Here is a 13,335-nt window from a genome sequence, read left to right on the forward strand (position 1 = left end):
ATAGCGTCCCGTAGGTGGATCAGACGACCGTGAGGCGGTTCTCGAAGGTCTCGACGAGCTTGCGCCACTCGGACTGCTCGGCGTCGAACGGAGCGCTCGGCTCGAGCCGCGAGGGGTCCGGCCGCAGCACGAACGACACCAGCCAGCCGAGGCTTTCGTTGGAGGCCAGCGCGGTGTCGACGCTGTCGTCTTCGGCCCATTCGGCGGCGTCGGTGATCAGCTCGACGGCCAGCTCCAGCTGGGTCGGGTCGATCGCTTCGGGGCCTTCGGCGATGTCGTCGGCGATGCCGTTCAACACGTAGGTGTTCTCGGTGTCGACGTCGATCTCGAGCTCGCCCGCGGTGGCCTTCGTGGCCACCTCGTCCCAAGTGGACACTTGGGAGAGGTCGTTGTCCGCCAGGTCCTTGCCGTCCGCGATCGCGCGGATGAGGGCCTTCTCGGAGGTGAAGACGTCGATCTCGCCTTCGCTCCCGAGGAAGATCGGCTTGTCGTCGAGGTAGCAGCGCAGCGTGTAGTACTCGGCGCCGGAGGTGATGATCTTGATCGGGTCGATGCCGACCTCGCCCCAGAAGCCGACGGGCTCGTCGTCTTCCTCGTCCTCGTCGTCAACGTCCACGAGGTCCTCGTCGGCGGCGGCCGCTTCGGCTTCGGCGGACTCCGCGAGGAAGGTCGCGAGCTCCTCCGCCGTCTGCTCCAGCACCTTCTCGTCGACGTCGGGAGCGGTCACCAGACCGTCGATCGCGTCGAGGACGGTGTCCCACTTCTCGGAGACCGCCTGCGACAGGTCCGCCCAGAGACGCTCGCCGTCGCGGCCGGAGAAGGGCAGCGTGCCCTGATCCAGCAGCGAGAAGCTCTCGTGCGCGTCGAGGACTTCGTGGACCTCGTCGAGCTCGCACACGTCCGCGAGCGAACGCACGATGCCGATGATCTCGGCCAGCTCGCCGAGCGTCCACTGGTCCGGCTTCTCGGCGACCAGCTCAGGGACGCCCACCAGGTCGTAGGTGTGGTCGTCGTCCGGGATCAGCTCGGGCACGTTCAGCGCGGGCACGACCTCCCACGCCGGGTGGTCGAGCAGGTCGTGCTGCTCGGAGGTCCGCACGAAGGCCGCGAGATGCGCCGCGTCCGGGAAGGCGTACAGGTCTTCCTCGTCGCCGAGGAAGGCTTCCCACTCCTCGCCGTCTTCCCGCCAGCGCGGCGCCCAGAGGGTGACGACGTCACCCTGAGGCAGGCCGAGTTCGATCGGGATGATGTCCTGTGCCATTCCTAAGCCCTCTCGGATTACCGCCTGTGTGCGCGCGACCGGGTGATGCTTGCCCGATAGGTGCGCGGTAACGCGAAGCCTACGGGTTTCCGGCGGAGGGCGCGATCACCCCTGGGCAAGAAGCGACCAACGGATGGCACGATAGGTCCTCTGATGACACTTACAGACCTCCTGCCTGCGCGTCCCGACCCCGACTCGCTGTTCGAAGCCTTCTCCACCTGGACGGCCGAGCGCGGGCTCGAGCTGTACCCGGCACAGGAAGAGGCCATCATCGAAGTGGTCTCCGGGGCGAACCTGATCCTGTCGACGCCGACGGGCTCGGGAAAGAGCCTGGTCGCCGTCGGGGCGCACTTCACCGCGCTCGCGCACGGCCGCCGCAGCTACTACACGGCGCCGATCAAGGCGCTCGTCTCGGAGAAGTTCTTCCAGCTCATCGAGATCTTCGGCGCGGAGAACGTCGGCATGATGACCGGCGACTCGGCGGTGAACGCGGACGCGCCGATCATCTGCTGCACGGCGGAAATCCTGGCGAACATGGCGTTACGGTTCGGCGCCGACGCGCCGGTCGGGCAGGTCATCGCGGACGAGTTCCACTTCTATTCGGAGCCGGATCGCGGCTGGGCCTGGCAGGTGCCGCTGCTGGAACTGCCGAACGCGCAGTTCGTGCTGATGTCGGCGACGCTGGGCGACGTCTCGTTCTTCGAGAAGGACCTCACCCGCCGGACGGGCCGTCCGACCGCGGTGGTCACCTCGGTGGAGCGGCCGGTGCCGCTGACCTTCCGCTACGCGCTGACGCCGTTGCACGAGACGATGTCCGAGCTGCTCCACGGCGGTCAGTCCCCGGTGTACGTCGTGCACTTCTCGCAGGCGGCGGCGATCGAACGCGCACAGACGCTGATGAGCATCAACGTCACCTCGAAGGCGGAGAAGGAGGCCATCGCCGAGATGCTCGGCGGCTTCCGGTTCTCGGCCGGGTTCGGGAAGACGCTGTCGCGGCTGGTCCGGCACGGTATCGGCGTGCACCACGCCGGCATGCTGCCGAAGTACCGGCGCCTGGTCGAGCAGCTCGCGCAAGCCGGGCTGCTGAAGGTGATCTGCGGGACCGACACCCTCGGCGTCGGCATCAACGTACCTATCCGCACAGTGGTCTTCTCGGCGCTGACGAAGTACGACGGCGTGCGGCAGCGGCATCTCAAGGCGCGTGAGTTCCACCAGATCGCCGGCCGCGCCGGCCGCGCCGGGTACGACACCGACGGCTACGTCGTCGTACAGGCACCGGACCACGTCGTCGAAAACGCCAAGGCGCTGGAGAAGGCGGGCGACGATCCCAAGAAGAAAAAGAAGATCGTCCGCAAGAAGGCGCCGGAAGGGTTCGTCAACTGGACGGAGAGCACCTTCGACCGGCTGATCGCGGCCGAGCCGGAACCGCTGACGTCGAGTTTCCAGGTCAGCCACTCGATGTTGCTGAACGTCGTCTCCCGTCCGGGCAACGCGTTCGACTCGATGCGGCATCTGCTGGAGGACAACCATTCCGACCGTCCCGCTCAGCGGAAACTGATCCTGCGCGCGATCGCGATCTATCGCGCGCTGCTCGCGGCGGGCGTCGTCGAACGGCTCGACGAGCCCGACGAGCAGGGGCGCATCGTGCGGCTCACCGTGGACCTGCAGTTCGACTTCGCGCTGAACCAGCCGCTTTCGCCGTTCGCGCTGGCCGCGATCGAGCTCCTCGACGTCGAGTCGCCGTCCTATCCGCTCGACGTCGTGTCCATTGTGGAATCCACTGTGGACAATCCGCGTCCGGTGCTGTCGCAGCAGCAGTTCAAGGCGCGCGGCGAGGCCGTCCAGGCGATGAAGGCCGAGGGCATCGAGTACGACGAGCGGATGGAACTGCTCGAGAACGTCACGTACCCGAAGCCGCTGGAGGAACTGCTGGAGGCGGCGTATTCCCGCTACCGGCAAGGGCATCCGTGGGTCGAGGACTACGAGCTCAAGCCGAAGTCCGTCGTGCGCGACATGTACGAGCGCGCGATGAACTTCGTGGAGTACATCGGTTTCTACCAGCTCGCCCGGTCGGAAGGGCTGGTGCTGCGGTACCTCACCGACGCCTACGACTCGCTGCGGCACACGGTCCCCGACGAGGCCAAGACCGAGGGGTTGCAGGACCTCATCGAATGGCTGGGCGAACTGGTGCGCCAGGTCGACTCCAGCCTCCTGGACGAATGGGAAGCCTTGCGGCACCCCGAAGAGGAGGGTCCCGTTTCGCTGCGGCCGCCGTCCGAGCCGCCCGCGGTCACGCGGAACGAGCGGGCGTTCCGGGTGCTCGTGCGGAACGAGCTGTTCCGCCGTGTGGAGCTGGCGTCGCGGCGGGCCTACGGGACACTCGGCGAGCTGGACGCCGCTTCGGGCTGGGACGCCGACGCGTGGGAAGACGCCATCGAGGACTACTTCGACGAGCACGAAACCCTGGGCATCGGGCCGGACGCGCGCGGCCCCAAGCTGCTGATCATCGAGCAGGAGAAGGAGATCTGGCGGGTGCGGCAGATCTTCGACGATCCGGCGGGCGACCACGACTGGGGCATCAGCGCCGAGGTCGACCTGGCGGCTTCGGACGAGGCGGGCTCGGCGGTCATCCGGATCACGGCGGTGGACCAGCTCTGACGCCGACTCGCTCACCCCGTGCTAGGAAAGGACCGTTCCTTGCAAAATTTGCAAGGAACGGTCCTTTCCTAGCACGCGCGTGCGTGAAACGAGGCTTTCACGACCTCGGTGCAGCGAGCAGCCGACGGCGCCGCACCAGTTGCACGATCAGCACGATCAGTGACAGCGCGGGCAACGGATAGCCGAGCATCAAGCCCACCGTGATGTCGGCGAGCGGCGCGAGGACAGCGGCGACGAACACCCAGGTCGGCGCCGTCGGCAGCTTCGCGCCGGAGCGGGCCTTGCCCCACGGTTTCGCCACCGAAAGCCACGCCTGGAACGCGAGCGCGCTCGCCATCAGCACGGTCCCGGTAACCAGCGCCACCGGTGCCGGCTCACCGGCCCGCGCCGCCACCACGGAATCCTGCAAAGCGCTGGACAGCAGGAAGATCCCGGCGTAGAGCTGGACGAGCGTGATCGCGAACTTCGCCAGCACCCACCAATGCCGGGTGAAACCCCAGGCCGTCGCCGCGGCGAGCATGAAGCCGGTGAAGGCCGACGCGTTGGCGAGCGGCGCCAGCAGGAACGAGTCGATCTCGTGCGCCATGGACGTCGCGGCGACTCGGACCGCGCCGTCCTCGCTCGTTCGGCTGATCGTCAGGAGAGTGAACAGCGCCAAGGCCTGCCCCATCCAACCCACCGACGTGATGACGTGCAGCCACACGGTCAGCTGTCGCCAAGTCTTCGTCCCCATGCCACACAGGCTCGCGCGTCCGCCCGGCGCGGCACATCGGGGACGCCCCTGAAATCACACCGGAAGGGGCGGGAAGCAGGCCTGGGCGTCGTGGCCGTCGAACCAGAGCCCGACCATGAACGCCATCGTCGCCTCCATGAGGGCCGCCCGGTCGAGGCCGCCGGCGACCAGCGGAGCGCAACCGAGGTCGCGGACCAGTTCGCTCACTTCTCCGACCTTGTCGCCGCAGATCGGCACCGCGAGCGGACGGCCGCCGAACACCGGCGGAGTCATCCGCCAGACGTCCACATGGCACAGGTTGAAAGCCTTGACCACGTGCGCGTCCGGTGCGGCGGCGGCGATCCGGGCGGCCTGGTCGGGGACCGTGAGCGCGGCGCCCTGGCCGACGGCGTTGGTGCAGTCGATCAAGACCTTCCCGGCGAGATCCCCCGCGGTGGCAAGGATTTCCGTCACCGACGCGGCGGGAACGGCGAGCAGGATCACGTCACTGGCGCGGGCGGTCTCCTCCCAGGTCCCTACCCTCGGAGAGATTCTGGCGGCCTTGGCCCGGTCGCGGGCGGCGACCATCACCTCGTGCCCGGCCTCGGCCCACTGGCCGCCGAGCGCCTCCGCCATCCCGCCCGCGCCGAAGATACCGATACGCATGTGCCGCTCCCTAAGATCGAGTTACCCCATGACCGTAGAAAGCCGTGCGGGTACCGATTGGTTACCGGAGGTCCGATGAACGACGTCTTCCTCGCCGATTGCCGTGCCCGGCTGGCCTTCGACCTGATGGCGAACACGTGGAACCCGGTCGTGCTGTGGGCCTTGCGCGACGGGCCGCTGCGGCCTGCCGAACTGCGGCGACGGCTCGGCGGGATCAGCACGAAGGTGCTCACGGAGACCGTCCGGCGGCTGGAGTTCAACGGTCTGGTCAGTAGGCGTGACTGCGGCCGGACGGCGAAGGTCGAGTACTCGCTGACGGACCTCGGAGCCACGTTGCTCGCGCCCATCGAAGCTTTCGGGGAGTGGGCGTTCCGGCACGGCGACGACGTGATGGCGGCTCAGGACGAGGCGGCTAGGCGGGCGGGCGTGCCTCGGCCAGCTTGAGGAGCGGGACGGCCGCGGCGGCGTCGGTGATCAGCGTCGAGACCATGCCGGAGCGCAGGACGGCGTCGATCGCTTCGGCCTTCGGTTCCGTGTAGCCCAGCGCGATCACTTCGGGGACGGCGAGCAGCTCCTCGGCGCTGATGGCCAGCACGTGGTGGGCAAGCCCGGTGGACATCGGGGTGCCGTCGGCGTCGAACAGGCGCGCGGAGACTTCGGCTTTGGCACCGCGTTTCGCTATGGCGCCGCGCTCGGCTTCGTCGAGAGCGTCGTAGACCGTCGACTCCTCGGGTTTCCACGCGCCGATGCTGACGACGGCCTTGGTCAGGTTTTTGAACTGCCCGAACGTCTCCGCGATCCCGGGCTGCCTGCGCAGCGTCTCGGTGGTGCGGCGGTCGGGGAGGACGAGCGGGCCGAAGATCGGGTACGCCTGTCCGCCGGAGACGGCGGCGACGCGACTGACCGTCTCCACCGATCGGTCCCGCATGTCCATGCCCGCCTGCACCCCGCACAGTTGCACGACCGGGCACTTCGGCAGCGACTGGATCGCGTCGGTCATCGCGTTCACGGAACGTGCCCAGGAGAGGCCGAGGACGTCGCCGGGAGTGACGATCTCGGCCAGGAGTTGAGCCGTGAGCGTGCCGATCTTCCGTCGGGCGACCTCACGGGATTCCGGCTCCGGCGCTCGTTCGAGCACGAGGACACGGTCCAGCCGGTACGCGGAACGGATCTCTTCGGACAGCACGAGGTCGACCGGCGCGGGCAGGTGGAATTCGACCTTGACGATGCCGCTTTCCCTGGCTGTGTCGAGCATTCGCGCGACCTTGAACCGGCTGATGCCGAACTCGTCGGCGATCTCGAGCTTCGAGGCTCCCTGTTCGTAGAACCGCCGGGCCACCGCGGCCAGGCGTAGCGACTCCGCCAGGCCGAGAGTCTGCTTCTTCGCGCTCATATGAGCATCATAACCCGAAATCCGCATGAAAGGTTGACGTAACACCAGGGAAAAGTTCACCATGCCTGAACATGCAGTCCGAAGCATAGGCCCGTCCCGCTCGTTTGAGCGGAGAGAAGAGGAGCTGGCATGCGTGCCGCGATCGTGGACAAGCCCGGGGAGATCAGGGTCGGCGAGGTGCCCGATCCGAAACCGCGGGATCGCCAGGTCGTCGTCAAGGTGGGTGCCTGCGGGATCTGCGGGACCGACCTCCACATCGCCGACGGCCACTTCCCGCCGACGCCGTATCCGATCGTCCCCGGCCACGAATTCGCCGGCGAGATCGTCGAACTCGGCGCCGACGTGCCGGGTGGCTGGAAGATCGGCGACCGGGTGGCCGTCGACCCGTCGCTGTTCTGCGGTCACTGCAAGCCTTGCCGGTCCGGCCGCGGCAACCTCTGCGAGAACTGGAACGCGACCGGCGACACCGTGAACGGCGCTTTCGCCGAGTACGTCGCCGTTCCCGCCGCGAACTGCTACCGCATGCCGGACACGATGACCTGGGAACAGGGCGCGCTCGTCGAGCCGGTTTCCTGTGCCGTCCACGGTGTTCGCCGGATCGGCGTCGAGGCGGGGGAGCGGTTCCTCGTCGTCGGCGCGGGCACGATGGGGCTGATCATGCAACAGCTGCTGCAGCGTGCGGGTGCCCACGTCACGGTGGTCGACCGCAACACCGACCGCCTCGGCCGGGCCAAGGATCTCGGCGCTGTCGCGGTCGCGGGTGACGTGAAGGATCTCGACGACGAGAAGTTCGACGCGGCCGCGGACTGCACCGGCGCCGCGCCCGCCATCGAAGCCGCTTTCGACTCGCTTCAACGCGGAGGCCGCCTGCTGGTCTTCGGGGTCGCGCCCGCCGAAGCACGCGTCGCGCTTTCGCCGTTCCGGATCTACAACGACGAGATCACCGTCGTCGGCTCGATGGCCGTCATGAACAGCTACGGCGCCGCACTCGACCTGGTCGCCGACGGCGCCATCGACACCGCCGCACTGCTCACCGACACCTTGCCGCTGGAGCAGTACCCCGACGCGCTCGCCCTCATGCGCAGCGGCGCCGGCCTGAAGGTGCAGGTCATACCGGGAGGCGAAAGTGCGTAAAGCAGCCGCTCTGCTCGCGGTTCTCCTGCTCACCCTCACCGGTTGCGCCGGTGCGGGCGCGCTCGGGACCGGCGACCGGACGCTCGTCGTCGCGATCGTCGCGAACCCGCAGATGAAGGACGCCATCGAGCTTTCCGGCGAGTTCGAGAAGGCGAACCCCGGCGTCACCCTCAAATTCGTGTCCCTGCCGGAAAACCAGGCACGCGCGAAGATCACCGCGTCGACGGCCACCGAGGGCGGCGAATTCGACGTCGTCATGATCAGCAACTACGAGGCGCCGCAGTGGGCCGCGAACGGCTGGCTGGAGAACCTCGAACCGCATATCGCGGCGAATCCGTCCTACGACTCGGACGACTTCATCCCGAGCATCAAGGAATCCTTGTCGCACAACGGATCGCTCTACGCGGTGCCGTTCTACGGCGAGTCTTCGTTCCTGGCCTACCGGAAGGATCTGTTCGAGCAGGCCGGACTCACCATGCCCGCCAAGCCGACGTGGACGCAGATCGCCGAGTTCGCCGCGAAACTCGACGACAAGGCCAAGGGCGTCGCCGGGATCTGCCTGCGCGGCAAGCCCGGCTGGGGTGAGAGCCTCGCGCCGTTCACCACGGTCGCCAACACCTTCGGCGCCCAGTGGTTCGACAAGGACTGGAACGCCAAGCTGACCAGCCCTGAATTCAAGGCAGCCGCCGACTTCTACGTGAACCTCGTGCGGAACCACGGCGAGGTCGGCGCGTCGAGCGCGGGCTTCTCCGAATGCGGCACGCGGTACACCCAAGGCCAGGCCGCGATGTGGTACGACGCCACGGTCATGGCGGGCACGAACGAGGACCCGTCGGCCAGCAAGGTGGTCGGGAAATCCGGCTACGCCCCGGCGCCGGTGGAGAAGACGCGGGCCAGCGGCTGGCTCTACACCTGGGCGCTGGCGATCCCGAAGGTGGCCAAGGACAAGGATGCGGCCTTCAAGTTCATGTCCTGGATGACCGACAAGGCCTACGTGCAGCGGGTCGCCCAGGAATACGGCGACTGGAACCGCGTCCCGCCGGGCGTGCGCAAATCGACCTACGACATCCCCCAGTATCGCGAGGCCGCCAAGGCCTACGCGCAGCCGACACTGGACGGCATCGCGGACGCCGACCAGCGGAAGGCGATGGCGAATCCGGTGCCCTACCCCGGGATCCAGTTCGTCGGCATCCCCGAGTTCCAGGATCTCGGCACGCGCGTGAGCCAGCAGCTTTCGGCGGCGATCGCGGGCCAGATCACCGTGGACGAAGCACTCGAGCAGTCGCAGGAGTACGCGCAGACCGTCGGCAAGTCGTATCAGGAGGCGCAGTGATGTCCACGATCTCCGCTCCTGCCCGCCCCGAGCCCGCCCACGCCAAGAAGGCGACGGCTCCTAAGCGTGGCACCGATACGCCGTTCAAACGACGGCTGCCTTTGTTGCCCGCCTTGCTGTTCGTCGTCGCGGTGACGCAGTTGCCGTTCGTGCTGACGGTGTTCTACTCGTTCCAGTCGTGGAACCTGGTGCGGCCGGGTTCACGGCATTTCGTCGGGCTGCAGAACTACATCGACGTCTTCGCCGATTCGACGTTCCTCGGGGCACTGCTGAACACCGTGGTGCTGACGGTCGTGTGCGTGTTCTTCTCGCTGCTGCTCGGACTGGGGCTGGCGATCCTGCTGGACCGCAAGTTCCTCGGCCGCGGCGTGGTCCGGACCCTGCTGATCACGCCGTTCCTGATCCTGCCCGCGGCGGGTGCGCTGCTGTGGAAGACGACGATGTTCGACCCGACCTACGGGTTGCTGCACTTCGTCTTCGGCACCGACGTCGACTGGCTTTCGGAGTTCCCGCTCGCGGCGGTGATGGCCCAGGTCGTCTGGCAGTGGACGCCGTTCATGATGCTGCTGATCCTGGCCGGGTTGCAGAGCCAGCCGAAGGACGTGCTGGAGGCCGCGTCGGTCGACGGCGCCGGCCGCTGGCGGACGTTCACCGCCATCACGCTGCCGCATCTGAGCCGGTTCCTGCAGCTGGCGACGCTGCTGGGCGCGATCTACATCGTGAACAGCTTCGACGCGATCTTCCTGATGACACAAGGAGGTCCGGGGACGGCCAGCACGAACCTGCCGTTCTACATCTATCAACGGGCGTTCCAAGGCTTCGACATCGGGCAGTCGTCCGCGATGGGCGTCATCGTCGTGATCCTGACGATGATCGTCGCGACCTTCGCGCTGCGGCTGATGTTCCGCACGTTCTCGGTACAGGGAGGCGCGAAATGAAAAGCCGCTTCGGCCCGGGCGCGCTGACGGTCGCGACCTGGGTGATCGCGATCCTGTTCGTGTTCCCGCTGCTGTGGATGATCCTCACGGCCTTCAAACAGGAGGCGGACGCCTACACCGATCCGCCGCGACTGTTCTTCACCCCGACGCTCGACCAGTTCGCCGGCGTACTCGAACGCGGTTTCCTGCCGTACCTGTCGAATTCGGCGTTCGTGACCGTCGTTTCGACGCTTTTCGTGCTGCTGCTGGGGATCCCGGCGGCGTACGCGCTGTCGCTGGCGCCGGTGAAGGGGACGAGCAACGCACTCGGGTTCTTCCTGTCGACGAAGATGCTGCCGATCGTGGCGGCGATCATCCCGCTGTACGTGATTTCGCAGAACACCCGGCTGCTGGACAACGTGTGGGCGCTGATCATCCTGTACACCTCGATGAACCTGCCGCTGGCCATCTGGATGATGCGGTCGTTCTTCCTGGAGGTGCCGCACGAGATGATCGAGGCGGCCCGGATCGACGGTGCGACGCTGCCGATCCTGCTCCGGAAGGTGATCATGCCGGTGGTCGCGCCCGGGGTGGCCGCGACCGCGCTGATCTGCGTGATCTTCTCGTGGACCGAGTTCTTCTACTCGGTCAACCTCACCGCCGCGCGGGCCGGGACGGTGCCGGTGTTCCTGGTCGGGTTCATCACCAGCGAGGGCCTGTACTGGGCGCAGCTGTCTGCGGCCGCACTGCTCGCGTCACTGCCGGTGATGATCGTCGGCTGGATCGCGCAGAACCACCTGGTGCGGGGACTGTCGATGGGCGCGGTCAAGTAAGGCGTTGGGCTTGACCGGCTCGGTACCAGTGTCCTTGCCCTCCCGAGTACATGAAGGACCCCTTCCTTGCGCCAGGCGCAACGAAGGGGTCCTTCATGTACTTTCGCAAGGAGGCCTTCACGACCACTTACGCGAGCGACAGGGCCTGCCCAGGACAGATGTGCACGGCGGTGCGAGCGTTCTCCTCTGCCTCATCGCCTTCGGGCTCGGCGTTCAGCACGATGACGGTCCCGTCGTCCTCGCTCTGGTCGAACAGCTCGGGGTCGGTGAGCACGCACTGGCCCGCGCCCACACACTTACCGGTGTCCGCGATGATCTTCATGGCTCCTCCTACCAGGTGACCGGAAGGGCGTGGAGGCCGTAGATCGTCGAATCGTGCTTGAACTGCAGTTCGTCGACCGGAACGGCGATCCGGATGCCCGGCACTCGCCGGAACAACGTATCGAACACGATCTGGAGTTCCAACCTCGCCAAGTTCTGGCCGAGGCATTGGTGCACCCCGAATCCGAAGGCGACGTGATGCCGGGCGCCGCGTTCGATGTCGAAGGTGTCGGGGTTCTCGAACCCGTCCGGATCGTGGTTGCCGGCGTTGCTCAGGCCGACGACGCCCTCGCCCGCGCGGATGAGCGTTCCGCCGATCTCGACGTCCGCCGTGGCGAAGCGTGAGGTCGCCGTCTCCGCGATCGTGAAGACCCGCAAGAGTTCCTCGATCGCGGCGAGGGTCTTGCCCGGGTCCGCCTTGATCTTCGCCAGCTGATCGGGATTCTCCAGCAGGGTCACCGTGCCGAGCGAGATCATGTTCGCCGTGGTCTCGTGTCCGGCGATGAGCAGCAGGAACGCCAGGCCGACAAGGTCGCCGTGGCCGGCCTCGCCCGTTTCCCGCTGCTTCAGGATCTGACGGCCGAGGAGGTCGTCCTCGGTGGCGTTCGCTTCCTTCTTGGTGACGAGTTCGTCGAGATAGTTCTCGAGCTGCTCGAACGCGGCCATCCGTTCTTCGGCGGTGACTTCCCGGCTGAGCATCTTGGAACTGCACGACTGGAAGAACTCGTGGTCCGAATAGGGGACGCCGAGCAGTTCGCAGATCACCAAGGACGGGACCGGCAGGGAAAGCGCCTGGACGAGGTCGGCGGGTCGGGGGCCCGCGAGCAGGGCGTCGATGTGCTCGTCGACGATCTGCTGGATTCGCGGCTGGAGCGCCTTCATGCGCTTGACGGTGAATTCCCCGACGACGTCACGCCTCGCCTGGCTGTGTTCCGGCGGGTCCATCGCGATGAGGGACGGGCGGAACGGCTTGTCCTCGCGGCGGATCTGCCGCTCGACCATCAGCGGGAACGACTCGCTCTGCCGGTCGGAACTGAAATGCGGGCTGCTCAGCATTTCGCGGATGTCTTCGAGCCGGGTGAGCGCCCAAGCCGTTTGGCCGGAGGGCAGATTGACCCGGGAAACCGGGCTTTCCGCACGCAGCCGCTGATATTCCGGTGGCGGCGAAAACGGGCATTTCCGGGCCAGCGGCAGGGTCGCGGTGGTTTCCTCGACGTCAGTCATCGGGTTGTCCTTCCCCAGGTGTCGGGTGGGCTCGGGCGATATCGGACAGGGGACCCCAAAACGTATGCGGATGGTTTTATTCCGCTTATGTCACCAAGGTACTCAAGTGGAGACTGGTCGTCCACTCGCGAAGGGGTGGTTTCCCGGGAAGCGTGAAGGGAACGCCCTTACGTGCGAGAATCACGGCCCTGAAGGACCCTTCGAGAGGCGAGGATCATGACTGCCGACCCCGAGACCCGCTTGCGCGCCGACGCGCGCCGGAACCGGGATCAGATCCTGGCCGCCGCGAGAGCCATCTTCGCCGCACAGGGCGCCGAGGTCCCGATGGAGGAGATCGCGCGCTCGGCCGGCGTCGGCGTCGGCACCCTCTACCGGCGATTCCCGGACCGGGACGCGCTGATCCGGGCGGTCGCCGTCGACAACTTCGACCGGGTCCTGAGGGACGCGAAAGCCGCGAGGGACCAGGAATCCTCGGACTGGGACGCCCTTATCCGGCTCCTGCACCAGTCGATGGAGCTTCAGCTGAGCATCCAGCTCGCGATGGTGTCGCCACGGGCACTGGTGATCCTGAAGAGTGACCCCGCGATCAAGGCCCTGCGTGACGAACTGGTCCTGGTGATGGACGCTTTCGTCCGGGGCGCGCAGGCGGAGGGCAGGCTCCGGACGGACGTCGCGACCGGTGACGTCGCGATCCTGTTCGCGACGTTGCTGCGGCAGATGCCGGGCAAGGGCGAGGAGGTCGCGCGGATGGCGACCCGGCGCTGCATCGGGATCATGATCGACGGCTTACGGGCCGTCGGCGGGAACGAGCCGCTGCCGGGACGGCCTCTGACCGGCGCCGACCTGGACGCGTGAGCCCCCTTCCCTCAGCTCAGCTGAGAAA

The 13,335-nt window shown here is 67.1% G+C and carries 12 protein-coding genes and 1 pseudogene; 7 read left to right on the forward strand and 6 right to left on the reverse strand.

The window, feature by feature from the left end; all coding sequences use genetic code 11:
- Window positions 1–19 precede the first annotated feature (19 nt).
- Window positions 20–1,261: a primosomal protein gene (locus ACLJO0_RS09945; protein ID WP_410577703.1), complete on the reverse strand. Its 1,242-nt coding sequence runs from the start codon at window positions 1,259–1,261 to the stop codon at window positions 20–22.
- A gap of 153 nt (window positions 1,262–1,414) precedes the next feature.
- On the opposite strand from ACLJO0_RS09945, the gene ACLJO0_RS09950 reads away from it, so the two are divergent.
- Window positions 1,415–3,919, forward strand: coding sequence for a DEAD/DEAH box helicase (locus tag ACLJO0_RS09950; protein WP_410577704.1), 2,505 nt, complete (start codon window positions 1,415–1,417; stop codon window positions 3,917–3,919).
- A gap of 97 nt (window positions 3,920–4,016) precedes the next feature.
- Here ACLJO0_RS09950 and ACLJO0_RS09955 read toward each other — a convergent pair whose 3' ends face one another.
- Together ACLJO0_RS09955 and ACLJO0_RS09960 are read right to left on the reverse strand one after the other, a co-directional pair.
- Complete coding sequence (locus tag ACLJO0_RS09955) at window positions 4,017–4,652, reverse strand: hypothetical protein (protein ID WP_410577705.1); 636 nt, start codon at window positions 4,650–4,652, stop codon at window positions 4,017–4,019.
- 54 nt (window positions 4,653–4,706) lie between these two features.
- Window positions 4,707–5,303: pseudogene (locus ACLJO0_RS09960) on the reverse strand (NADPH-dependent F420 reductase); the annotation flags it as partial.
- Window positions 5,304–5,372: 69 nt separating this feature from the next.
- Between ACLJO0_RS09960 and ACLJO0_RS09965 the strand changes: the two are divergent.
- On the forward strand, window positions 5,373–5,741 hold the full coding sequence (locus ACLJO0_RS09965) for a winged helix-turn-helix transcriptional regulator (protein WP_410577707.1): 369 nt from the start codon (window positions 5,373–5,375) through the stop codon (window positions 5,739–5,741).
- Here ACLJO0_RS09965 and ACLJO0_RS09970 read toward each other — a convergent pair.
- Window positions 5,710–6,690, reverse strand: coding sequence for a sugar-binding transcriptional regulator (locus tag ACLJO0_RS09970; protein WP_410577708.1), 981 nt, complete (start codon window positions 6,688–6,690; stop codon window positions 5,710–5,712). The two genes, ACLJO0_RS09965 and ACLJO0_RS09970, sit on opposite strands and share 32 nt — an antisense overlap.
- A 129-nt stretch (window positions 6,691–6,819) precedes the next feature.
- On the opposite strand from ACLJO0_RS09970, the gene ACLJO0_RS09975 reads away from it, so the two are divergent.
- Genes ACLJO0_RS09975 through ACLJO0_RS09990 form a run of 4 tightly spaced genes read left to right on the forward strand, consistent with a single transcriptional unit; the run spans window position 6,820 to window position 10,907 of the window.
- A complete protein-coding gene (locus ACLJO0_RS09975; protein ID WP_410577710.1) occupies window positions 6,820–7,824 on the forward strand; it encodes a zinc-dependent alcohol dehydrogenase family protein in 1,005 nt (334 codons plus the stop codon).
- Window positions 7,817–9,157: an ABC transporter substrate-binding protein gene (locus ACLJO0_RS09980; RefSeq protein WP_410577712.1), complete on the forward strand. Its 1,341-nt coding sequence runs from the start codon at window positions 7,817–7,819 to the stop codon at window positions 9,155–9,157. The genes ACLJO0_RS09975 and ACLJO0_RS09980 overlap by 8 nt, the downstream gene beginning before the upstream one ends.
- Entirely contained in the window at window positions 9,157–10,095 is a 939-nt protein-coding gene (locus ACLJO0_RS09985; RefSeq protein WP_125788967.1) for a carbohydrate ABC transporter permease, read from the forward strand. Before ACLJO0_RS09980 ends, ACLJO0_RS09985 begins: the two co-directional genes overlap by 1 nt.
- A complete protein-coding gene (locus tag ACLJO0_RS09990) occupies window positions 10,092–10,907 on the forward strand; it encodes a carbohydrate ABC transporter permease (protein WP_378444438.1) in 816 nt (271 codons plus the stop codon). The genes ACLJO0_RS09985 and ACLJO0_RS09990 overlap by 4 nt, the downstream gene beginning before the upstream one ends.
- 127 nt (window positions 10,908–11,034) lie before the next feature.
- On the opposite strand, the gene ACLJO0_RS09995 is transcribed toward ACLJO0_RS09990, so the two are convergent.
- On the reverse strand, window positions 11,035–11,229 hold the full coding sequence (locus ACLJO0_RS09995) for a ferredoxin (RefSeq protein ID WP_410577715.1): 195 nt from the start codon (window positions 11,227–11,229) through the stop codon (window positions 11,035–11,037).
- Window positions 11,230–11,237: 8 nt separating this feature from the next.
- Window positions 11,238–12,452: a cytochrome P450 gene (locus tag ACLJO0_RS10000; RefSeq protein WP_410577717.1), complete on the reverse strand. Its 1,215-nt coding sequence runs from the start codon at window positions 12,450–12,452 to the stop codon at window positions 11,238–11,240.
- A 216-nt stretch (window positions 12,453–12,668) separates the two neighbouring features.
- Between ACLJO0_RS10000 and ACLJO0_RS10005 the strand changes: the two genes are divergently transcribed.
- The gene (locus ACLJO0_RS10005; RefSeq protein WP_125796464.1) at window positions 12,669–13,307 is read left to right on the forward strand and encodes a TetR/AcrR family transcriptional regulator; all 639 of its coding nucleotides are present in this window, start codon (window positions 12,669–12,671) and stop codon (window positions 13,305–13,307) included.
- The last annotated feature ends 28 nt before the right edge of the window (window positions 13,308–13,335 follow it).

It is taken from the genome of Amycolatopsis sp. lyj-108 (assembly GCF_046549005.1).
Lineage (GTDB): Bacteria > Actinomycetota > Actinomycetes > Mycobacteriales > Pseudonocardiaceae > Amycolatopsis.